At 40.0% G+C, this 23,132-nt stretch carries 24 protein-coding genes; 10 read left to right on the forward strand and 14 right to left on the reverse strand.

Going from position 1 to position 23,132, the window contains the following annotated elements:
* Positions 1 to 62 precede the first annotated feature (62 nt).
* The 10 genes from D0T18_RS02505 to D0T18_RS02550 all read left to right on the forward strand — a co-directional run bounded on the left by D0T18_RS02505 (position 63) and on the right by D0T18_RS02550 (position 11,599).
* On the forward strand, positions 63 to 875 hold the full coding sequence (locus D0T18_RS02505) for an amino acid ABC transporter ATP-binding protein (RefSeq protein WP_012914189.1): 813 nt from the start codon (positions 63 to 65) through the stop codon (positions 873 to 875).
* 70 nt (positions 876 to 945) lie between these two features.
* The gene (locus D0T18_RS02510; RefSeq protein WP_012914190.1) at positions 946 to 1,779 is read left to right on the forward strand and encodes a glutamate ABC transporter substrate-binding protein; all 834 of its coding nucleotides are present in this window, start codon (positions 946 to 948) and stop codon (positions 1,777 to 1,779) included.
* A gap of 1 nt (position 1,780) precedes the next feature.
* On the forward strand, positions 1,781 to 2,458 hold the full coding sequence (locus D0T18_RS02515; RefSeq protein WP_004108938.1) for an ABC transporter permease subunit: 678 nt from the start codon (positions 1,781 to 1,783) through the stop codon (positions 2,456 to 2,458).
* A gap of 5 nt (positions 2,459 to 2,463) precedes the next feature.
* Positions 2,464 to 3,549, forward strand: coding sequence for an amino acid ABC transporter permease (locus tag D0T18_RS02520; protein WP_064621584.1), 1,086 nt, complete (start codon positions 2,464 to 2,466; stop codon positions 3,547 to 3,549).
* A 209-nt stretch (positions 3,550 to 3,758) separates the two neighbouring features.
* Entirely contained in the window at positions 3,759 to 5,198 is a 1,440-nt protein-coding gene (locus D0T18_RS02525) for a UTP--glucose-1-phosphate uridylyltransferase (protein WP_064621583.1), read from the forward strand.
* A 292-nt stretch (positions 5,199 to 5,490) separates the two neighbouring features.
* Entirely contained in the window at positions 5,491 to 7,410 is a 1,920-nt protein-coding gene (locus tag D0T18_RS02530) for a helix-turn-helix transcriptional regulator (protein WP_004108930.1), read from the forward strand.
* A gap of 2 nt (positions 7,411 to 7,412) precedes the next feature.
* The gene (locus D0T18_RS02535) at positions 7,413 to 7,754 is read left to right on the forward strand and encodes a hypothetical protein (protein ID WP_102155146.1); all 342 of its coding nucleotides are present in this window, start codon (positions 7,413 to 7,415) and stop codon (positions 7,752 to 7,754) included.
* A gap of 27 nt (positions 7,755 to 7,781) precedes the next feature.
* Positions 7,782 to 10,415: a DEAD/DEAH box helicase gene (locus D0T18_RS02540; RefSeq protein WP_116440428.1), complete on the forward strand. Its 2,634-nt coding sequence runs from the start codon at positions 7,782 to 7,784 to the stop codon at positions 10,413 to 10,415.
* A gap of 109 nt (positions 10,416 to 10,524) precedes the next feature.
* Positions 10,525 to 10,872, forward strand: coding sequence for an RNA polymerase-binding protein RbpA (locus D0T18_RS02545; protein WP_004106625.1), 348 nt, complete (start codon positions 10,525 to 10,527; stop codon positions 10,870 to 10,872).
* Positions 10,865 to 11,599 carry an HAD hydrolase-like protein gene (locus D0T18_RS02550; RefSeq protein WP_116431669.1) on the forward strand — a complete coding sequence of 245 codons (735 nt, stop codon included), beginning with the start codon at positions 10,865 to 10,867 and terminating at the stop codon, positions 11,597 to 11,599. Before D0T18_RS02545 ends, D0T18_RS02550 begins: the two co-directional genes overlap by 8 nt.
* 632 nt (positions 11,600 to 12,231) lie before the next feature.
* Here D0T18_RS02550 and D0T18_RS02560 read toward each other — a convergent pair.
* The 14 genes from D0T18_RS02560 to D0T18_RS02630 all read right to left on the reverse strand — a co-directional run bounded on the left by D0T18_RS02560 (position 12,232) and on the right by D0T18_RS02630 (position 23,082).
* Entirely contained in the window at positions 12,232 to 12,837 is a 606-nt protein-coding gene (locus tag D0T18_RS02560) for a MerR family transcriptional regulator (RefSeq protein ID WP_033888435.1), read from the reverse strand.
* Positions 12,815 to 13,255 (reverse strand): FHA domain-containing protein, encoded by a 441-nt coding sequence (locus tag D0T18_RS02565; RefSeq protein ID WP_004108920.1) that lies wholly within the window; start codon positions 13,253 to 13,255, stop codon positions 12,815 to 12,817. The genes D0T18_RS02560 and D0T18_RS02565 overlap by 23 nt, the downstream gene beginning before the upstream one ends.
* 18 nt (positions 13,256 to 13,273) lie before the next feature.
* Entirely contained in the window at positions 13,274 to 14,110 is an 837-nt protein-coding gene (locus D0T18_RS02570) for a DUF881 domain-containing protein (RefSeq protein WP_082915458.1), read from the reverse strand.
* Positions 14,111 to 14,113: 3 nt separating this feature from the next.
* A complete protein-coding gene (locus D0T18_RS02575) occupies positions 14,114 to 14,446 on the reverse strand; it encodes a small basic family protein (RefSeq protein WP_004106615.1) in 333 nt (110 codons plus the stop codon).
* A gap of 2 nt (positions 14,447 to 14,448) precedes the next feature.
* Complete coding sequence (locus D0T18_RS02580; RefSeq protein WP_081378935.1) at positions 14,449 to 15,498, reverse strand: DUF881 domain-containing protein; 1,050 nt, start codon at positions 15,496 to 15,498, stop codon at positions 14,449 to 14,451.
* A gap of 15 nt (positions 15,499 to 15,513) precedes the next feature.
* Positions 15,514 to 16,122: a CDP-alcohol phosphatidyltransferase family protein gene (locus D0T18_RS02585; protein ID WP_064621630.1), complete on the reverse strand. Its 609-nt coding sequence runs from the start codon at positions 16,120 to 16,122 to the stop codon at positions 15,514 to 15,516.
* Between the two features lie 123 nt (positions 16,123 to 16,245).
* Positions 16,246 to 16,911, reverse strand: coding sequence for a ribulose-phosphate 3-epimerase (gene rpe / locus D0T18_RS02590; protein ID WP_116440429.1), 666 nt, complete (start codon positions 16,909 to 16,911; stop codon positions 16,246 to 16,248).
* A 79-nt stretch (positions 16,912 to 16,990) separates the two neighbouring features.
* Positions 16,991 to 17,908: a prolipoprotein diacylglyceryl transferase gene (lgt, locus tag D0T18_RS02595; protein WP_004108913.1), complete on the reverse strand. Its 918-nt coding sequence runs from the start codon at positions 17,906 to 17,908 to the stop codon at positions 16,991 to 16,993.
* 42 nt (positions 17,909 to 17,950) lie between these two features.
* Positions 17,951 to 18,982 carry a phosphatidate cytidylyltransferase gene (locus D0T18_RS02600; RefSeq protein ID WP_116440430.1) on the reverse strand — a complete coding sequence of 344 codons (1,032 nt, stop codon included), beginning with the start codon at positions 18,980 to 18,982 and terminating at the stop codon, positions 17,951 to 17,953.
* A gap of 33 nt (positions 18,983 to 19,015) precedes the next feature.
* Entirely contained in the window at positions 19,016 to 19,570 is a 555-nt protein-coding gene (frr, locus tag D0T18_RS02605) for a ribosome recycling factor (protein WP_116440431.1), read from the reverse strand.
* 19 nt (positions 19,571 to 19,589) lie between these two features.
* On the reverse strand, positions 19,590 to 20,339 hold the full coding sequence (gene pyrH, locus D0T18_RS02610) for a UMP kinase (RefSeq protein ID WP_004108906.1): 750 nt from the start codon (positions 20,337 to 20,339) through the stop codon (positions 19,590 to 19,592).
* A gap of 174 nt (positions 20,340 to 20,513) precedes the next feature.
* Positions 20,514 to 21,365: a translation elongation factor Ts gene (gene tsf, locus D0T18_RS02615; protein WP_004106601.1), complete on the reverse strand. Its 852-nt coding sequence runs from the start codon at positions 21,363 to 21,365 to the stop codon at positions 20,514 to 20,516.
* A gap of 100 nt (positions 21,366 to 21,465) precedes the next feature.
* Positions 21,466 to 22,284 carry a 30S ribosomal protein S2 gene (gene rpsB / locus D0T18_RS02620; protein ID WP_032842488.1) on the reverse strand — a complete coding sequence of 273 codons (819 nt, stop codon included), beginning with the start codon at positions 22,282 to 22,284 and terminating at the stop codon, positions 21,466 to 21,468.
* 309 nt (positions 22,285 to 22,593) lie between these two features.
* Positions 22,594 to 23,082 (reverse strand): peptide deformylase, encoded by a 489-nt coding sequence (locus D0T18_RS02630; protein ID WP_004108893.1) that lies wholly within the window; start codon positions 23,080 to 23,082, stop codon positions 22,594 to 22,596.
* Positions 23,083 to 23,132: the final 50 nt, after the last annotated feature.

Genomic DNA, 23,132 nt, shown 5'->3' on the forward strand with positions numbered 1-23,132 from the left:
GAGTTACAAAACGTAACGATAGTGATAAATAGCTGTAACACAGATTAGCTAAACTTCTTGTTATGGATAAGCAAGTATCAAAGTCAAATCCAAACGCCGAGGATATGACTAATCGCACTATTTCAGTGCAAAAAGCGGCAAATCCCCTCGTAGAACTAAGTCATGTCGAAAAGCATTATGGAAAACTTCATGTGCTTAAAGACATCAATCTGACTGTTAACAAAGGCGAAGTACTAGTTATTATCGGTCCATCTGGTTCTGGTAAATCGACAATGTGTCGCACAATTAACCGTCTCGAAACTATTGATTCAGGTGACATACGTATTGACGGTGAGCCACTTCCTCAAGAAGGAAAAGAACTTGCAGCTTTGCGAGCAGAAGTTGGTATGGTATTCCAGTCCTTTAATCTTTTCGCTAACAAGACTATTTTGGAAAATGTTACTCTTGCTCCAATGAAAGTGCGCCATATGGATCAGCAAAGTGCTGAATCTCTTGCTATGGAATTGCTCACTCGAGTCGGAGTTGATAATCAAGCAAACAAAATGCCTTCACAACTTTCCGGCGGCCAGCAGCAGCGTGTTGCAATTGCTCGAGCTCTTGCTATGCAGCCAAAAGTTATGCTTTTTGACGAGCCTACATCTGCACTAGATCCGGAAATGGTTAATGAAGTTCTTGATGTCATGGTTGAGCTTGCAAAAGAAGGCATGACTATGATTTGTGTTACCCACGAAATGGGATTTGCACGCAAGGCAGCTGACAGAATTGTATTTATGGCAGATGGTCAAATTCTTGAACAAGGCACTCCTGAAGAATTCTTTGAACATCCAAAAACTGATCGTGCAAAAGATTTCCTTTCCAAGATTCTTACGCATTAATCTGCTTTTTTGTTTTATCTTTCAGTAAAAATTCTGAAACTTTAAAACAGTTCTTACGAAGGGAAAAGATATGAAAATATTACAAAATCGCATTTTTCGTGCGATACTAGCGATGCTTTGTACCATATGCTGCGTTATGCCGCTTACAGCTTGCGATCGTAGCGATGGTAAAAAAGTCATACGCATTGGTATTAAATTCGATCAGCCTGGTATGGGTTTCAAAAAATCAGGAACTTACGTTGGATTCGACGTTGATGTTGCTAAGTACGTTGCCAAAAAGCTCGGCTATTCAGAAGATCAAATCGTATGGAAAGAATCACCATCTAAACAGCGTGAAACAATGCTTCAAAACGGTGATGTAGATATGATTGTTGCAACATATTCCATTACTGACGCTCGCAAGAAAATGGTTTCGTTTGCAGGACCTTACTTTATTGCCGGTCAGGATTTGCTAATTCGAAAAGATGAGCATAAAGTAAGCGGTCCAAATGATTTGGACGGAAAGCGTTTATGCTCAGTTTCAGGCTCAACATCTGCAATTGCTATTAAGGAGCGTTACTCTTCAAAAGTACAGCTTATGCAACAGCCTGGTTATGCAGAATGTGCAACTGCATTATTCTCAGGAATTGTAGATGCTGTAACTACCGACGACATTATTCTTGCTGGTTTAGCAACCGCTTCTCGAGGTCGTTTAAAGCTTGTAAACAAGCCATTTACCGCAGAATATTACGGAATTGGCATTAAAAAAGGAAATACAGGCTTAGCTAAGAAAATTAATGCAGCCTTAAAAGACATGATTCGTAACGGATCATGGAAAAGAGCTCTAGACGACAATTTACGAGGCACTGGCTTTAAGCCGAACGCAAAGTATAATCCGCCAATTCCTCAAGAAGGAGAGAAGTAATATGCAAGATTTTATGCAGCTATTTACCTCCTACAATATTCCAGGAGCATTCTTGGTTAATATTGAAATAACTTTATGGAGTGTACTTTTTTCATCAATTATTGGCGTAATTCTTGTTACTATGCGCATTTGCCCTGTTTCATCATTACGCATGATTGCTACAGTTTATGTTGAATTGTTTAAAAACATGCCACTTACCATCATTATGGTTTTCATGGTTTTAGGCGTTTACGCTCAGCTTAAGATAGGATTCTCCTCAATTTTTGAAGTGAATTTCTTCTGGCTGGCAGTTGCTGGATTGTCGCTTTATACTGCAGCATTTGTTTGCGAATCTTTGAGATCTGGTCTTAATACCGTACCTGTTGGTCAAGCAGAAGCTTGCCGCGCCCTTGGATTAAATTTCTTCCAATCTGCAACACAAGTAATTCTTCCACAAACTTTCTGCGGTTCAGTAGCACCATTAGGTAATACATTTATTGCTTTGCTTAAAAATTCTACAGTTGCTGCTGCAGCATCAGTTGCCACTGAGACTTCAACAATGATGAGCGAAATGATTGAGAAACATGCAGATTTGATTGTTCCAATCTTCTTAATTTTCGCTTGCGGATACATTATGCTCATCATTCCTATCGGCATTTTGACTACTTATTTGTCAAATAAACTTGCTGTGAGAAGGTGATAACAATGGCTAAACAACGTGAACAATCATTATTATTCGATACTCCAGGTCCAAAAGCTCTTAAGAAAATTCGCATAGCTAATATTATTGCCGGTTGCATTTTTGTTATTTGCATTATTGCTATTCTCGTTCGTTTGAGCAATCCTCCAGAGGGAGAAAACCAACTTTCTTGGACGCTTTGGAATCCTGCACTCGAATCTGAGGCCTGGGTTGATTTTTATCTTCCTGGATTATGGATGACACTAAAAGCATCGTTACTTGCAGTAGTTGGTTCTATTGTATTTGGCTTATTCTTCGGACTTTGCCGTTTACTACCTAATTTTATTATTCGTAGTATTTCCGCAATAGTAGTAGAATTTTGCCGCGCAGTACCAGTATTGATGCTTATGATTTTCTTGTGGAGAGCATTCGCACTTTCTGGTATGAAAGAATCATCATACTGGGCTGTTGTTTTGGCACTGATTATGTATAACGGCTCTGTTGTTGCAGAACTTGTTAGATCAGGTGTTGGCAACTTGCCAAACGGTCAAAGAGAAGCTTCACTTGCATTAGGATTGAGCGAGTACCAATCATTGACACAAATTGAAATGCCTCAGGCAATTATTGCTATGATGCCTGCAGCAGTAACTCAGCTTGTAGTTGTTTTGAAGGATACTGCACTTGGTTCAATTATTATGTACACTGATTTGCTTCAGGAATCGCGCAGACTCGGATCAATGTACTTTAATATTTTGCAAACATTAAGCGTTGCAGCAGTAATATATTTCCTTATTTGCTTGGCATTGTCTTGGTTTGCACAATGGTTGCCATCGCACTTGAAGAATCGAACTGCCGCTCCAACAGAACCAGAGCCTGTTGCTCCAATTGCTATTATGGATCCTTCTAATGTGAACCAAATGGCAGTTGCTAGCGAAGTTAAAGAGCTTCCTTATGGCGGTACTCCACGTAAGTATCACGTACATCATCGCGGTACGAACGCTTCTATTCACCATTGGCGCCACACTCGTTACTTGCAAGGCTACGACGAGCATCATCTAAAAACTGGCGATGAACCGGAAGAAAATGATGACAACAATGCAGAAAATAACTAAATTTCATATTTAGTGGTGTTTAGTAGCAAATTTTCTCATAAGCGCAGTCGGTATTTATTATTGGCTGCGCTTATTATTTTCTATCTTGCAATTTCTAACTTTGGTAGAATCATAATAGTATTTCAAAATAACCGTTAAAAGCAATATTTGCGCAGCAACGCACAAATCGCTAAACTATTAAGGTCACATGCATACGAGGAGGCTTTTACATGGATGACGCGTTTGAGTTGTCCGCTGCAAAGATGCGCGAACAAGGCATGAGCGAAATTGCTATTGAACAATTTAAACACTTATATAATGCTTGGAATTTAGATAAATCAGGGGATAAGTCTGCGGAGTTTATTCGCGAGAGCACGGTTGAGCCTATTAAAAGCGTTCCAACTTTCCACGAAATTTACGAAACTATTGATCACGACAAAGCTGTTAACGCATTCGCAAAAACTGCTTTTATTAAATTAAATGGCGGTTTGGGAACATCTATGGGCTTGTCTTGCGCAAAATCTTTACTACCAGTTCGTAGGCATAAAGCTCGCCAAATGCGCTTTATTGATATTATTATTGGACAAGTTCTTACAGCTCGTCAGCGATTAGGAGTTAATCTTCCGCTTATTTTCATGAATTCTTTCCGCACGTCTCATGATACTTTGCAAGTACTAAAACGCAATCGCAAGTTTGTGCAAGACAATATTCCTGTAGAAATTATTCAACATCAAGAACCAAAATTAGCAGAGGAAACTGGAGAACCGGTTTCTCACAAGGAAGATCGATCTCTTGAATGGTGTCCTCCAGGTCACGGCGATATTTTTTCAACTCTGTGGGAATCTGATTTATTGCATACTCTTAAAGAAAATGGAATTGAGTATTTGTTTATTTCAAATTCTGACAATTTAGGTGCTAGACCGTCGCGCACTCTTGCTCAACATTTTGAAAATACTGGCGCACCTATCATGATTGAGGTTGCGAAGCGAACTCAAGCAGATCGTAAGGGCGGTCACATTGTTAGGGACGCGAAAACAGGAAGACTAATGCTACGAGAAATGACACAGGTTCATCCTGAGGATCGTAGAAGCGCACAAAGCATTAAAAAACATCCATACTTCAACACAAATAATATTTGGGTTCGTGTAGATGCTCTAGAAAAAAAGTTAAAAGAGCACAAAGGGATTTTGCCTTTGCCTGTTATTTTTAATCACAAAACTGTTGACCCAACTGACGAAAGCAGCACTCCGGTAGTGCAATTGGAAACAGCAATGGGAGCAATAGCTTCACTTTTCGATGACGCAATTTGCGTAGAAGTTGATCGCATGCGTTTCTTGCCTGTTAAAACAACCAATGACTTATTTATTATGCGATCAGATAGATTCCATCTTACTGATTCATATGAAATGGAAGATGGTAACTATATATTTCCTGATATTGATTTGGATCCACGTTATTACAAAAACATCAATGATTTCAACGAAAGATTCCCATATTCTGTTCCAGCTTTAGCTGCTGCAAAATCAGTAACTATTAGGGGAGATTGGACATTTGGAAACCAAGTTTCAATGTTTGCTGACGCTGTTTTAGAAGATACAGGAGAACCAAGTTATGTGCCAAATGGAGAATTCGTGGGACCGCAAGGAATTGAACCAGACTCTTGGGTTTAAAGCAGATTTCTTGCAAATATGCGATTTTTATTGATAGTAAATAAAATTATCTATAAAAAATTATATGGCGTGTCGCGAAAAAATGGCGTATTTTCAACGTTGTTGATGTTCGTGTGAATAAAAAATATATAATTATTAGAAGTTTTTTAAAAAAATGTCCACACGTACCGCAAAACACCATTAAAATAGAAAAGGTGTGCGCAATATTGCAACACAAGTTTTGCTGCATTTCGTAGTCGCTTGTATGCAAGGCGCATAAGTAAATTGATACAAACATGATACGTGAGGACTAATGGTAGAAGGAAGCAACGGAAGGCGACGTTTTTCCGACAAATGGGGCAAACACGAGTTAGATGTACTCGCTGTATTGTCTTCCGCATTCCCGCAATGGCTGACTTCGCGTCAAATTGCACAGCGCGTAAAGGCATATGCAGATTCATACGGTGAGCTTGCAGATCAAGCAGCTAAAGCAGCATTCGCAAAACAGTTCCAGCGAGATCGCGCAAAGCTTGCTGCTATGGGTATTGCAATAGAGTCTAGGCAGCCAGAATATTCTTCGAAGTCCGAAGGTCAAGACTTTGCGTCTTATCGTTTGCAATTAGGCGATGAGCCTCGCGTACGTTTACGTTTCGACCAATCTGAATTACCAGTTTTAGCTGCAGCAAATTATCTTGCTCGTTCAATGTCTATTTCTTCTCTTGATTCAGGTCAACACGAGCAACAGCGCACTTCTCGCACTGCTCCTAGAGTTCCACAAACTCCTATTCCTGGCTTAGGATTAGATTCAATCGCACCTGGTCTTGGAACACAAATGCTACCTGATTCATTGGTAAAAGTTATTGATTCTCGCAGATTTGCCGCAACTGTGGATGTCGATGGTGAACATTTAAACGTTGCTTATACTGATGCTGACGATTTAGCGATGTTTGTACTAGAACATCCTGGATCTAGCGTAGTAAGCCCTCAAGAAGCGGTTGATGCTTTCCATCGCCGTTTGCACGCAGCAGTTAATTTTGCTCAATATGACGAAAATGAGCAAAAAGATGAAGAAGGTGCTATACAAGAAGCGCAAAATATTGAAGAACAAAATAGCAACACTGATAAATCGCATACCAAAAAAGGCTCTTCATTCCAAACTGGAAGTGAAGTAGATCGTAGGCTTCGATTGATGCTTTTCTTGTCTGCTCATCTTGGAGAGGAATTCCCATTAGACGAGCTTGCTGAGCGTTTTATTGGTAGACCAAAAAGCGATGATGAACTTCGTCGATTTGTTACAATTCTTCACAAGGATATAAATACTCTTACTACTGTTTCTGACGATGGGGAAATGGCCGGAAGCCAATTCTTTGATATAGATTGGACTCTTCTTGAGAACGAGGGAATTGTTTCTGCTACTAACTCTTTAGGATTGGAAAGACTTGCTGGAATTTCACAGCAATATTTGAGCATGCTTACTGCGTCTGCTAATTATTTGGCGCATTCCTTGCTTTTGCCTATTGAACAGCGCACACAAGCTGAATCCTTGTATAAGCGTCTTCGCCGTCATGTTCTTCCTGGTCAAACTCCATGGCTGAGTTTAACAGGTTACGAAATTGAGCCTCGAAATTGTTCTATTGTTCGCAGTGCTATTAACTCTGGATCTTTACTAGATATGGAATACACTGACGGGGCAGGACGTATTCGTCGCAAGATTGTTGCACCGTCGAAGATTTACGTTGATGAAGGCGTTTACTATGTTGCAGTATGGACTGATGTAGAGCAGCAAACACCAGAAGATAAACGTGAATTTGTTGCTAAAGATACGACAATTAATAAAGCGAATGGATTGCCTCGCATTTGGCAAGTTCTTCGCGTAGCACGTATTGAACGTGCAGAAGTTGTAGAGCCTGTATCTCAAGTTAAAATTCCAGATGTGCCAGTTAGTGAACTTCGCAAGTGGAGCTTTGATAACGGAACTGAAACTTGCTTCATTACCGATGAAACAGAATTGAACTTTTTGAAGAATCTTTCTGGAGCCACTATGGAAACTTGTGGCAGCGGAGTAAAAGTCCATCTTACTGTTTCTTCTGATTCATGGTTCGTTGCTTTTTGCATTGCTCACGCACGTCATATTACAGCTGTTGCTCCTGAAACATTGCGCAGTATGATTATTGCTCGCGCTCAACGTGAATTAAGCGTTAATCACGCTGATAATGCGAATACAGAGGAATAACAATGCCTTGGTGGATTTGGCTACTCATAACAGTTTTTATGCTGATAATGGTAGCGCTAGGAGTTGTTATTGTCGTTTTAAGCGCAATAAAAATAGCTAAGGTCTGCTTTGGTATTTCCGAAGACGTTTCTTCTAGATTTGAACGTTTGCATGAACCAAATAAAGAAGATAATGAAAATCCTCGAGATCCATTATTTACACTTCCTATTAAAGATGCAACGAATCGATATGAGCGAACGCACACAAAAGTTATTGAGCGTCATCAAAAAATTCGCGAAAATCACCGTAAAATATGGCAGCATTGGGATAAAAAATCTCTTCGCGAAGAAGACATTCAGCTATAGCATATAAGAAAGCGACTAATACTTTTTATGTCTCATTTATCACAGAAAAAAGACTGCAAAAATAAATCAGGCAATCCAACTGACTGCAATGAGAATGATGTAGTATTATCTCCTTCACAACGTTTCGCAGCTTTTAAAAATACAATGAAGCACGAGCACTCGATGGCATCTAAATTTGAGCGTTCTTTGTCTTTTGAACTTGATGATTTTCAACTTGAAGCTATTGATGCACTAGAAAATGGCAATAATGTTTTAGTTGCTGCTCCTACTGGAGCTGGTAAAACTGTTGTTGCGGATTTTGCTGTATTTCTTGCGCAAAATCGCAATGTAAAAGCTTTTTACACAACACCTATTAAAGCTTTAAGTAATCAAAAATATCACGATTTCTGCGAACTGTACGGCTCAGACAGAGTAGGGTTATTAACTGGCGATACTTCTGTAAATCCTGAAGCAGACATTGTTGTAATGACTACTGAAGTTTTAAGAAATATGCTTTACGAGCATTCGATTACGTTGCAATCCTTAGGTTTTGTCGTTCTTGACGAAATTCATTATCTTGCAGATAAATTCCGCGGAGCTGTGTGGGAGGAAGTTATTATTCACCTTCCGAAATCGGTGAAAATTATTGGGTTGTCTGCAACTGTTTCAAATGTTGAAGATTTTTCTGCATGGCTAGAATCAGTGCGTGGAGAAACTCATTTGGTTGTCGACGAACACAGACCTGTGCCTTTAGAAAGACATGTTGTTATTCAAGAGGATTCTGCAACTGAGCCTGAGTTACTCGATTTATACGACCATGACAATAATGGAAACGTAACTAAGCGCGTTAACCCTGCATTGACTAGGAAACTTAATGAATTCGAGTACCGAGCTCGTCGCCGTAAAGAATCTTACAGCGATAGCAAATACCGTTACAGAAAAGGTAAGAAACACAGAGTTAACGGGGGAGTTGCACAGTTAGATAAATGCGCGAAACGACATACTCCTCGCCGCTGGGCTGTTATTGACGAATTAGATTACCTAGGAATGCTGCCAGGAATTTATTTTATCTTCTCTCGTTCCGGATGCGATCAAGCTGTTCAACAATGTTTAAACGCAGGATTAATACTTACCTCTGATGAAGAAATGTACGAAATACGTAAAATTGTCGACAGTATGGTTGCAAATCAACTTTCTAAAGAAGATTTACACGCTTTAAGCTTTGAACGTTTTCGTTTTGCTCTCGAACAAGGATTTGCAGCACATCATGCCGGTATGATTGCATTATTCCGTCACATTGTTGAAACACTATTTGAACGCGGACTTATTAAAGTTGTTTTTGCAACAGAAACACTTGCTTTAGGCTTAAATATGCCAGCTCGAAGCGTTGTTGTAGAAAAGCTAGTAAAATTTGACGGCACTGGGCATGTACCTCTTACGCCTGGAGAATTTACGCAACTTACAGGTCGTGCTGGAAGACGTGGAATTGACGATATTGGTTACGCAATTCTTGTAGATCATGCTGATTTCGTCCCTCAACAAGCTGCAGCACTTTCTAGTAAACGCGTATACCCGCTACATTCCAGCTTCGTTCCTACGTTTAATATGGCAGTTAATTTGCTGAACTCAAGCGATGCAGACACTGCTAGAACAACACTAGATTGTTCTTTTGCTCAATGGGAAGCTAATGCTTCTGCTGAACGTTTACATAATCGCATGAACGAACTTGAAACAGCTCTTAAAGGCTATGAAGAAGCATTCCACTGCGAACATGGAGATTTTGCTGAATTCTTACAATTACGCATGAAGCTTAAAGAAGCTCAACACGATCAACGCCGTAAACTTAAACATACTTTATTCCGCACAGATGCAGAACGCACAGCAGCGTTTAAAGCGTTGGATGATGTTATTGCAAATCTTAGAGAAGCTGAGCGAACGCATCCGTGTGCAGGTTGTGCAGATATTCAACAACATTTGCGTTGGGGCTACCATTGGATTAGAGAACATAAGGAACTTGATCAAGTACGTGAACGCTACGAATCTCGTACTGGTTCTGTTGCTAGAACTTTTGACCATATTTGTGACGTATTGTACAGTTTGGATTATTTACAATCTGAAGATTCTTCACAAAACCAAATTTTGCACCTTACTGAGCGCGGTCAATTGTTAAGAAGGTTGTATAACGAACTAGACATTGTATTTGCTGAAGCTATTTGCGAGGGAATTTTTAATGATCTTTCGCCGCTTGAATTATTATCGTGCTTGTCTGCATTAGTTTATGAATCTAGAGGACCTGCAGGGGGAGAACCTAGACGATATCCAGGCGGCAAGGATGGCGCGATATTTAATACAGTATTGCGAATGAAAGAATTATTTATGCGTACTAGCGCATCATGCGCAGACGCTCATTTGCCAGCGTTAAGACCGCTTGAATTTGGTGCTGTAGATATTATGTACGATTGGGCTAATGGTGCTGATCTAGCTGAAATTTTGCGCAATACCGACAGCACTGGAGGAGATTTCGTGCGTCAAACTAAACGTCTTATTGATTTACTTACTCAACTTTTTGCAACAGGAGAATATTTACAAGCTATAGATGGCGTAGATAAAAATCTTGCTTCATGCGCTTATGAAGCTGCAAAACTATTAAACCGTGGAGTTGTAGCATACTCAGATGTATAAGTATGAGCGTATACAAATAAAACGCATGTATTTTGTATATATAAATCGTTTTTATATATATAGTCCGTGCAATTCGGTAATTTTATAAAGTACTACACAAGGAGATACTATGGCAGAACGCAGTTTACGCGGTATGAGCATTGGTGCGAAATCATTGGAATCTGACGATAATGTAGATTTCGCTGCACGAAATGATGTTGTGTATGTGTGCCCAAAGGGGCATCGCACGATTCTTCCTTTTGCTCAAGGCGCAGAAATTCCTGAAGAGTGGGAATGCCGCTGCGGCACGATTGCACATCGCGAAGGCGACGATGATCGCCCAGATGATGATTTCAACAAGCCGTCTAGGACGCATTGGGATATGCTGCTTGAACGTCGTAGTGAAGAAGAATTAAAAACTTTACTAGACAAGCGTCTAAAAATGCATCATGAGGGCTGGATTCCTGACTATGAGTGAATTCTCAGTGCCTTCAGGATGTACTAGTCGTCACATTATTCTGCTTGATCTTGATGGCACATTAACAAAGTCAGATGCTGGTATTATTACTTGCGCAAAGCTTGCATTGAAAGAGTTGAAACAGCCTATTCCGGACGATGCTGAAATGCACCGTTTTATAGGTCCTTCAATTTTAGAATCTCTTCAACGCAATAATGTGCCTGAATCGCTGCTAGCAAAGGGACTTGCTACGTATCGCAAGTATTATTCTGAAGTAGCAACTTTTGATGATCCTAATAATCCTGGTAAAAAAATTTCAGGATGCCTACTCAACAAAGTATACGATGGAATACTTGAGCAACTCACAAAACTTCGTGAAGCTGGATATTATTTAGCAACCGCATCTTGCAAGCCAGAATATCAAGTAAAGCCTATTTGCGATTATTTTGGTTTAACGAAGTATCTTGACGGAATTTATGGCGCGAGTAAAGATATGTCGCGTATTAGCAAAACTCAAGTTATTCGTTATGTTTTTGATGAGATTGATTATAATCCAGAAAAAGGCGACAGAGCTTTGATGGTTGGCGACCGTTGGACTGATGCTGATGGAGCAAAAGATTGCGGCTTGGATTGCTTGGGATGCGCTTGGGGCTATGCTGAGCCTGGCGAGCTTGAAGCACACGGATCCTACAGAATTATTGATAGCGTAAGCGAATTAAGCACTGCAATTTGCGAATATTTCGCTTAATCTAATCAGAATTTTTGTCGTAACAGCTTTTTCTTTACAACGCTGTACAGTTTCGGTCGTTTTTTGGCTGTTACTTTACAGCGTTGTAAAGTTTCTGCCGATTGAGCTTATTATTTGACTAAATTTACTTGATATTTATCCGATAATGTACGTTATGTCAAATTAGAGATAATAATCAAACGCAACCAACAAAGTCTCACACTACTATCAAATAATATCCCTACGATACTTCTTGCTAAATAATCTAAGACTTGCAACTTCGGTACGCACAAAATAGCATTGCAAAAATATTAGCAAAAATAAGCGCGATAATAATCGCATATGACGCAATCAGCGTTGATCTCATTAATAACCAATAATCATCACAAACAAATCCAAAATCGCGAACAATATGCAAAAGCATGTATGCAAGCATTGCGCAAGGAAGCCCACAACAATGCGTAATAACAATACTCCAAGGCATTAAACCAATAGAACTTCTCTTATTACTATTGCTAATACCATTTGATTTCAAATAAGCATTTTTTCGAAATTTTACTAAAAAACGCACGCAAGCAAATAAACTATATAAAAACAATGATACTGAAGCAAACCAGCAAATAACAGCGATAATAACAACTACGAACATGCCATTATCCCCACGTTTCCTGAACAAGACTCCATGAGTTTGAAGATGTATGAGAAGTAGGTTTTGAATAAGATTTGTGAGTAGACTTACTACTTTTTTCTTCAACTTGCGTAGCATCAACAGAATTTTCAGAAGATAAGTCCTCTTCCACTCTAGAAACAATGCGACCAACAGCAATAGCAAATACTGCTAAACCAGAAGCAAGCATACGACGCATATTATCTTGATTCTCATCGCACTCTTGAACAGATTGACCATCACAAATAATAGTCATACTTCTCAAACGTTCTTCTGAGTATCGATTAAGAAAAATAATAGCCGTAGTAACATTAACTAAATTAACACCAGCATCAAGCAGCCTTTTAGCTACAGCCATAATCGCAATATCTTTAAAAGAATACAAACGACGAGAACCAGAACCGCTAGATGCATGAATTGAAGGCTCTATAATGCTTTTACGAGCCCAATAATCGAGTTGCCGGTAAGTAATACCGGCAACCTTCATAGCGACACTACCACGGTATCCTGAAGCGTGATCAGCAGACAAGGAAAAGTTAAAAAGCTCCCCCTGTACTGCATTAATCACATTATCGGACTGTGACTGCGTCATGTGCGAAAAATACCAGTCTGAATTTGCCAATCATAATTTCATCGCCATTATGCAGCACTGATTCATCAACACGTTCACGATTTACATACGTACCGTTTAGGCTTCCAGAATCTGAAATGCTAAACACGCCATTATGACGCTTAAACACTGCATGCGCACGCGAAACGGTAGAATCGTCTAACAAAATATCAGCATGCGAATCACGTCCAACTGTTACTAAATCTTCATCGAGAAGATAGCGAGAACCAGACACTGCTCCCCTAGTTGAAATCAACAACGCAGTACCAGGAAGTAATTTCGCTATAGTATCAAAATCATCCTGCTGCATAGGACGATCTGAAGTTGTATTCATTGGAATATGAATAGCTGGCATACCAATAATAGTGGTTTCGCCAGCTGTAGGAATCGGTTCAGTCATACTTGCTATTCTACCTTGTTACTCGACTGGTTTTGCATATTCGTACTGTTTTGGTTCGCGTGTCGAAGTAATTTCTACTTCATCAGGCACTGAAACCATTACAGAAGAACCAAATTTAATTTTTAAACGCGACCCAACACCGCCTGCAATATTAACAGCATTTTGCAAATTCTGAGGGTCACCAATTGCTTTCACAATATAAGGAGAATCAATTATAATATTGTCGCATATAAGACCATGTTTAGTTTGCGAAATATAGCTTGAAGTAACTATTCTTACATCGTTAATAGACATAACTTCTACGCCAGCATTTCGCAATTCCTCTATTAGCTGAAACATCGTAGCGGCATCAATATTCTCTTTTTCACCTGCAGTAATGTGAACTACAATACCTTTACCTACTGCCGGCAGACGTCCAGAAATAAGACCATTTGCTTGAGCATTCTGCTGAGCAATACGACGAGCTTCATCTTGTTTATCTACTGCTTCACGCAACGAATTAAGCTGACCTGTTAATTCACTTTTTCGGCTTTCCAAACTCTGAATTTGAGAATGAGTTTCTGTAATAAGACGAGTCAATTCTTCTTCGCTCATTGTTTCATACAAAAGTGAGTTGCTACGATTAACTTGAATCATGTACGCAAAACCTAATAAAGCGCAGAGCAACATCATTAAAAAGCCCGTAAATATACGCGCTCGAGTAACGTGACCGCTTAGTGAAGATTTTACTTTACGATGAACTGCTGGGAAAGATCCAGTTTGAGTTTCATCACTTTCACGATCATGCGATTTTTGACGACGCATTTTATGAAGAATATCATCATCTTGTGGAGAATGAGAAAACATTGAAACCATATGCTAACTCCTGAAGATGAAACGACGAATTGCAGAAACGTTAGAGAAAATACGAATTCCTAAAACAACGATAACTGCAGTTTGTAATTGCGCACCTACGCCAAGCTGATTTCCAAGCAAAACAAGCAACGTAGCTGCTATAACGTTTGAGAAGAATGAAATAACAAAAACTTTATCCGAAAAGTTTCTTTCAAAATATGCACGTGCAGCACCAAGCAACGCATCTAGTGCTGCAACGACCATAATAGGTAAATAAGGTTGAATGACAATCGGAATATCTGGATGAACAACAACTCCAATTAATACTCCCAAAATTAATCCAAAAATCGCTGCCATGCTTATCTCCTAATTCTCTCATTGGCAAAACTAATATCGCCTGTGTTTGCTGCACTGAGTCGTATAACTCTCGAAGGTGAAACCTGTGGATTAATGCCTGCATTAACTAAAGATGCGTACCATTTCATGCGTTTCATATCATTACATTGTTTAATTAAATCATCAGAATCGCCAATAACTTCAATAACATATGGACTTTGAGTTTGATTAACTCCAATAAGAATAGTTTGACCAGCAACACGAATAGAAGTTTGCGCTCCAAGTCTATGCCCGTTAACAGAAATAGCTTCAGCACCTGCTTCCCACAATAATGACACAAATTGTTGAATATCACGATCTGTAACTAATCGCATTCTTGCGCCATTACTTTCGCGAGGTAAAGAACCGCTATTCACATCGCTCGAAGCAGAAATAGGATTAGCAATAGTCAAAGTAATCCCAGAACCTTCTACAGCATGAGTGCCATTAACCATATCATCTGATTTACTAACTTCATCCTCTTCAGGCGTAGTAATTTTTTGCGACTCATGATCTACGTTATTTCTCAATGACGTTACTTCTTCTACAAGCTTATCGAAACGAGACGTATAGCCAGACAACTCATTAGCTAATGAAGAACGTATTGCTTTTCTAGGATCAGTGTGCAATTTGCGAACAAACTGGCTCCCAACAGTACCAATAGAAACACACAATAAAAATACTATAGCTCTAGTGAACCACAGATTAAACGGTTTAACAGGTTGTTTACTTAATCTTGCATCCATAAACATTGGATCAACTGGACGATTAGTTAAATCATCAATAAGACGCAAAGCATAATCGTCAATATAACGTCTACGATCATGATTGTGAGCAAAACCACTGGAAGACATTACAACATGATGCGTTGAAATACCAGTAAATGAGTGCGAAAATAATGCCCTACGCCTAGTCAGCGACATCCCATCAGGAGCAGCAAAAGACATTGGCATAGTGCTTTTATGAGACGTATGTTTTACATCTAAATCTTTGATACTATCTTTTAAACTAACAAATTCATCTTGCTTAGTCATATGTGCGTACACGCCTTATTTAGTTTTTGTTGACTTAGCAAGTAACAAATAAGCTTGCATATAGTAAAGCAGACCAGCATACCAATATAGAGCAATACCCCACACTCCACATGCAAGTGCAGCAGCATAAAGTACGAGCATAGACTCAGTAGGTACAGCATAAACAATCATTAAAGAAACAATTGAAAGCATAAGAAGTGCTGTGCCAGCTTTACCTACAAAGTTAACAGGCAAAGGACCATAATCTCTTTGCGCAAGTACTATTACAAGTACAGCCATAATAGCATCACGCAATACTACTAATAAAAGTGCCCACCAAGGGATAATCATTGCAACAGCTAAAGCTAACGTACTGCAAAAAATTAATAGACGATCAGCTATAGGATCAAGAATTTGACCCAACTTACTAACTTGATTCAAAGTACGAGCAATATAACCATCAAGACAATCAGAAAACGCAGATATTGCTAAAACAATAAGAGCAAAAGTCATCTGTTGCTGTGTAATAAGCCAAGCAATATAGGGAATTGAACATATGCGCAAAAAACTGATTAGATTAGGTATTGTCAAAACTCGATTCATTGCTTCAGGACTATATTCCTGATTAATAACGAACTTAGTCATAATATCTTCCTCATACGAAATCACACAATTAATCAGCATATATTCGCATCAAAAAAACTCGCTTGTTGTGCAATACTTAATATGTTGGGGACATATTTCATGCCCCCAACATACATCTAATATTTATTCACGCCAAGCAGCTTTTGCAGTATTGCGAATAGCTTCAATCGCTTCTTTAGGACTTTCTGCTCCATAAACTGCAGAACCTGCAACAAGCACATCAGCACCAGCTTCAGCAACTATTGCTGCAGTTGAAGGGCTAACTCCTCCATCAACCTGAATATGAGTATTGAGACCACGACGAGTAATTTCGTCACGTAAACGGCGAACCTTATTCATTTGATTAGCTAAGAACTTCTGTCCACCGAAACCAGGCTCAACAGTCATAATAAGAACCATATCGAATTCATCAAGAATATCGAAAATAGGTTCAACTGGTTCCGCAGGGCGCACAGCAAAGCAAGCTTTACAACCCATATCGCGAAGCTGATGAGCTAATCTCACTGGAGCATGAGTAGCACCCATATGAAAACTCACAGAAGCAGCTCCAAGTCTAGCATATTCTGGAGCCCAACGATCTGGATCCTCAATCATCAAATGTACGTCAACTGGAAGTTTAGTAACCTCACAAATTCGCTTAACAATTGGTTCACCCAAAGTCAAGTTAGGTACAAAGTGATGATCCATTACATCGACATGAACAAGATCCGCATTAGATATTGCATCGAGGTCACGCTCAAGATTGCAAAAATCTGCGGAAAGAATGCTAGGTGCTATTTGTATATTCATGTGTACTATTCTAGAAAATGCAAGCGACTAGTTTTATAAAAACAAGATTTTTAAAATTGCTTTTTCAAATACTTGAATCTTACTTACTAGAAGTGTTCTGAGACTCACGTTCTCTTTCGTCTGAAGTTATATCTATAAGTCGTTCAACAAGAGACTCACGAGTACTAGTACTCTTTTGCAGCAAAGCAAAAACAATAGTTGCACACATGAATACGATAATAGAAACCCAAACATTAATGCGCACACCTAAGAAAACATGTGAAAAATCAATTCGCAATGCCTCAATCCACACGCGTCCAATTGTGTACCACATAACATAAAGTGCGAATACGGAACCGGCTTTTAACTTCTTAGCTATAACTTTGCCAAAATAAATAAGCAATGCAGCACCGATGAAATTCCAAATCATCTCATATAAAAATGTTGGATGAAATAATGTGCCTTCTGGGCACGTTAACCCATCATAACATCTTTCACTATGACCTATTGCTTGAGTAGTATCATAATTTAACTTCAAACCCCACGGCAAGTTAGTAGGAGCTCCGTAAAGTTCTTGATTAAACCAATTCCCCAATCTTCCTATACCTTGAGCAATAAGCACAGCAGGAGCTGCACAATCAGCTAGTAATCCAATAGGATATTTACGATACTTGCATAATACACAAGCAGCCAATGCGCCTAAGAATATACCGCCCCAAATTCCTAGACCACCATTCCAAATTCTAAAAATTTCTAAAAAATCACCATTAGAGCCAAAAAACTTTTCTGGAGTTGTAATAACGTGATACAAACGCGCGCCAATTATTCCAGCAGGAAGACTGACTAAAACAAGATCAAGTATCTGGTTAAAATCTCCTCCAAGACGCTTCCATCGACGCGTAGTAATCCACATTGCCATCAAAATACCGGCAAGAATACTAAGAGCGTAAAACTTTATGTTTACAAAGCCAAGAGAAAATTGCGAAATACTTGGCGACGGAATAAAACAGACTGTCATGGCGTCGATATTAGTCTAAGCCCACGATTGCGACAGATAAATTCAGAAATGAGCAAGTTGCAAAAGCACAAGCAGCACAGGACCGCACAGCAAAATAGAATCTACTCGGTCAAGAACACCACCATGACCTTTTAGCAAATGTCCCATGTCTTTAATACCAATATCTCTTTTAAGCATAGAAGCACACAAGTCACCGAATGTGCCAATAATTCCAGAAGAAATACCCATGACTAATGGCATCCACCAGAAATTGAACCAAGAGGAACCATAAAAACCTGCAATAATTGCATATGCTCCTATAATTGCAAAAAGCATTGAGCCTATTAAGCCTTCTACAGACTTCTTAGGAGAGATTCGCGGAGAAAGCTTATGTTTGCCCAACCATGCACCAGCAAATAATCCGCCAGTGTCACTTAATGCAGGTAAAAATACCAAAAGCATAGCGTGAGCAACTGCGTATTTTGTATTTGTAAGAGCTAATACGATGCAAGAAGCTAAAAGTGGAATGTACAACACCACGAATAGCGAAACAGACGTATTCGTAAATAAAGTATGTTCGTATGATGAGCGGTTAGAACCATCGAGCTTTTTTTCTACAGCTTGCATCGTTCTATCTGAAATAGTACTGCTAAGAGTCGCACAAATTACTGTAAGAAGCAAAGATGCAGTAATTCCACTAGCCATAGCAACAGCATGCCATTTTGCATAGTATGTTGCAAAAATAGTTACAAGCGAACATATTGATAACGTCACGAAAGGAATACGCAAACCGAAAGTTGCAAAATCAACATGTAATTCCCACAATGCCAGAACCATAAAAATGGCCATAAGCACGATAAAGACATCAATGCTAATAATTAAGCAAGAAACAATTGCAACAACTAGTATTGCGGCGGTAGCAACTGCCTGAGGCATATTCCTGCCTGTGCGACGATTAATATCACTTAAAGTTTCATGGGTGCCATGTGTAGCAGTATCTGCTTTGTCAGAAGACAATCCTACTTCTGATGCAGTTTTTTCAGCATTTGCTTTACTGACTTCATTGACAAAATTATGCTGTTTTATTTGACTCATACGGCACCCATTCAGTTTGAAACTACAAAAATCTCAGACTTCCATAATTTCTTTTTGCTTACCTTCAAGCAAAACGTCTAAAGAATCAGTAACTTGCTTAGTTACTTTATCAAGCTCTTTTTGTAAACGATCGCCTTCATCTTCGCCAAGTTCACCCTCTTTAACAGACTTGTCAATAGATTCCTTAGCTTTGCGACGAATATTGCGAACTGCAACTTTGCCTTCTTCTGCTTTATTCTTAGCAAGCTTGACGTATTCCTTGCGACGCTCTTCCGTGAGCTCTGGCATAGTAACACGAATAACATTGCCATCACGATTAGGGCTTACACCTAAATCAGAATCGCGAATAGCCTTTTCAACAGCATTCGCTTGAGAAGCGTCAAAAGGCGTAACTGAAAGAGTTCTAGGCTCTGGAACACCAATAGATGCAACAGCTTTAATTGGAGTTGGAGCACCATAATAATCAACCATAATTCCGTTTAGCAAAGCAGGATTAGCACGACCGGTGCGAATACCCATAAAATTCTCTTTAGTAGCTTCAACAGACTTATTCATCTGTTCACGGGCTTGATCAATTATTGCTGACATGTGTTCTCCTTTATAATATTTAAGCAAATGTTGGCTCTGCATTAGACACTAATGTGCCAATAGATTCTCCAACAAGAGCACTAGTTACGTTACCTTCGCCCTCAAGACCAAACACACGAATTTTTTGATTATTATCGCGAGCCATAGAAAGCGCAGACGCATCCATAACAGCTAAACCATCAACGATAGCGCGCTTGTAGTTTAATGTTAGGAACTTACGAGCAGTAGAATCTTTACGAGGATCAGCACTATATACGCCATCCACACCATTCTTGCCCATAAGAACTTCATCGCAATGAATTTCCAATGAACGTTGAATAGAAACAGTATCAGTAGAAAAATATGGCATTCCGGCACCAGCACCAAAAATAACCACACGACCCTTTTCAAGGTGACGAATTGCTTTCAACGGAATATAAGGTTCTGCAACCTGACCCATTGTAATAGCAGTTTGTACGCGAGTTGCTTGCCCTGCTTGCTCAAGAAAATCCTGAAGAGCCAAGCAGTTCATTACAGTGCCCAACATACCCATATAATCACCACGGCTACGATCAATACCTGCTTGCTGCAGTTCTGCTCCCCTAAAGAAGTTACCGCCGCCGACAACAATAGCAACCTGAACGCCTTGATTCACTGCAGCTACTATTTCGCCAGCAATCCTACGAATGACATGAGTATCAATACCAACAGCACCACCACCGAATGCTTCTCCAGAAAGCTTTAATAAAACCCTACGGGACTTTCCTTCATCCGTTTGTGCAATAGCCATACAGATTCCTCCAGTCATAACGGCGAATGAGGTATATCTTTGTCAGTTTATCTATCAATAACGACACTCAAAACGCACGTTAAGCTGGACAATGAATATAAAAATGGGTTGCGCACAACTTGTGCACGCAACCCTATATACAAGAACAAAAATAAATTCTCATATAATTAGTGCTTATTCAGCAGCACCTTTGCCAACCTCAACGCGAGCAAAGGCAAGAGCGGTGCCGCCAACTTCCTTGAACAAGTCACCAACGCTCTTGGATGGATCCTTAACGTATGCCTGCTCGAGAAGTACAGTTTCCTTGAAGAAGGCGTTCATACGTCCTTCAACAATCTTTGGAACAATCTTCTCTGGCTTGCCTTCAGCTAAGGACTTCTCGGTTGCAACGCGACGCTCAGATTCCAAAACTTCTTCTGGAACATCTTCACGGCGAAGCCACTGCGCACCCATAGCGGAAATCTGCAAAGCAGCTTCGTGAGCAACCTTTGCACCAGCTTCGTCAGTAGCAATCATGGAAACGATGCTTGGAGGCAATTCCACAGACTTCTTGTGAGCGTAAATCTCAACGTGTGGACCGCTTACCTTAGCAACCTGACCAACCTTGACATGCTCGCCGAACAAAGCTGCTGCTTCTTCAACAGATTCCTTAACAGTTGCACCATCAGCTGGGGCTGCAAGTACTTCTTCAGCAGTAGAAGCATTAGCTTCAACAGCATGGTCAAGAACAGTGTTTGAGAATTCCACAAACTTTGGTGTCTTTGCCACAAAGTCAGTTTCAGAATTCAACTCAACTGCGTAACCAGTTTCGCCTTCAGCAGACTTAACAACCTTAGAAGCGATGGTACCTTCCTGAGCCTTACGACCTTCACGCTTACCAGCTGCCTGAATACCCTTAGCACGGATGATTTCCTTAGCGCGGGCAACGTCGCCTTCAGCTTCAGTAAGAGCCTTTTTAACGTCCATCATGCCGGCGCCAGTTTCTTCGCGCACCTGCTTAATCAACGCTGCAGTAATTGCTGCCATTTTGTTCTCCTCGTATCAATATGATTCTTAAAAGCTGCAAAAAGCAAAATCAATTGGATTTTGCAGCTTCTAAATAAGAATCTGGTTGCAAATTAGCTTATCAGGCGTTTGCCTCAGTATTTTCTTCCTTGGCAGGCTTAGCTTCAGCTTCGCCTTCCTTGGTGAGCAATTCCTTCTCCCAAGCTGCCATTGGCTGAGCATCATTACCTTCAGACTTAGCGCCCTTACCGGCATGCTCAAGCAAACCTTCAGCTACAGCATCAGCCATCAAGCTAGTCAATAACTCAATGCCACGAATAGCATCGTCGTTGGCAGGAATTGGATACTCAACAGCCTCAGGATCAGTGTTGGTATCAACAATTGCTACAACTGGGATACCAAGCTTATGAGCTTCTTCAACAGCCAAAGCTTCCTTGTTAATATCAACAACGAACATGGCGGATGGAGTGCGGTTCATGTTGCGAATACCACCGAGCTGCTTGGAAAGCTTGTCCTTCTCGCGCTCGAGAAGCAAAAGTTCCTTCTTAGTCAAGCCGGATCCACGAACATCGCTGAAGTCCATTTCCTCAAGTTCCTTCAAGCGCTTTACGCGAGTAGAAACAGTCTGGAAATTAGTCAACATACCGCCAAGCCAACGCTCGCAAACATAAGGCATGTTTACGCGAGTTGCCTGATTCTGTACAGCTTCCTGAGCCTGCTTCTTAGTGCCCACGAAGAGAACAGTGCCGTTGTGAGCAACAGTCTGCTTGATGAAGTCATAAGCCTTGTCGATCATGTCGAGAGACTTGAACAAATTGATGATATGAATACCATTGCGCTGGGTAAGAATGAACTGCTTCATCTTTGGGTTCCAGCGACGAGTCTGATGACCGAAGTGCAAACCAGCCTTCAGCATTTCGCTCATGGTAATCTGTGCCATATCTATATACCTTTCTTGTCGGTTATTTCCTGGCCATGTCTGTTCGCGTGCAACTTGGTTAACACATGTCTAAATCCAAGCCGACCGACACGAACGGACGCGTACATGACGCGTATTTGCGAATCCGTGTAGACAATAAAAAGCGAGCAATCATACAACGCGGCAATACTCATGCTCAAAATGGACACGCAAAGAGCGATTATATCAGATGCTCAATACTAAAAATCGGCATTCTTGTAGCAATAAAAGCAGCAAAAACGCCGATAATTTTTAAAAAATTATTTACGCATAAAGCATAAAAACTAAAACTTAGTTACGCATATTATTGCGCAACTCACGCAACGCTTGACGGCGCACGTCCTTTTCAAGTCTATCTAAATAAATATGACCATCTAAATGATCACACTCATGCTGAATCATTCTAGCCATAAGACCTTCACCTTCAAGCACTACAGTCTTACCATCTAAATCAATTCCACAAGCTCTAGCATAATTTGCACGCCTAGTTTTGTACCATAATCCCGGAACAGAAAGGCAACCCTCGTCGTCGTACTGTTCACCTTTTAGCTCTTCAATTACGGGATTTAAAATATAGCCGATTCGACCATTTATATTGTAAGAAAAAGCTCTAAAACTTACACCAATCTGATTAGCAGACAATCCAGCTCTACCTGGGTCATTTACCGTTTCCAATAAATCATCAACTAAATGTTTCACAGCTGGCGTAATTTCACGAATCTCATCACAAGGAGTTCGCAATACGGGATCCGGAACAATACGAATTTTTCTAATAGACACTCGATTACTCTTTCTTTTATGTAAGTAGGAATAACGAAAAACAACTACAA

The organism is Gardnerella swidsinskii, from assembly GCF_003397705.1.
Lineage (GTDB): Bacteria > Actinomycetota > Actinomycetes > Actinomycetales > Bifidobacteriaceae > Bifidobacterium > Bifidobacterium swidsinskii.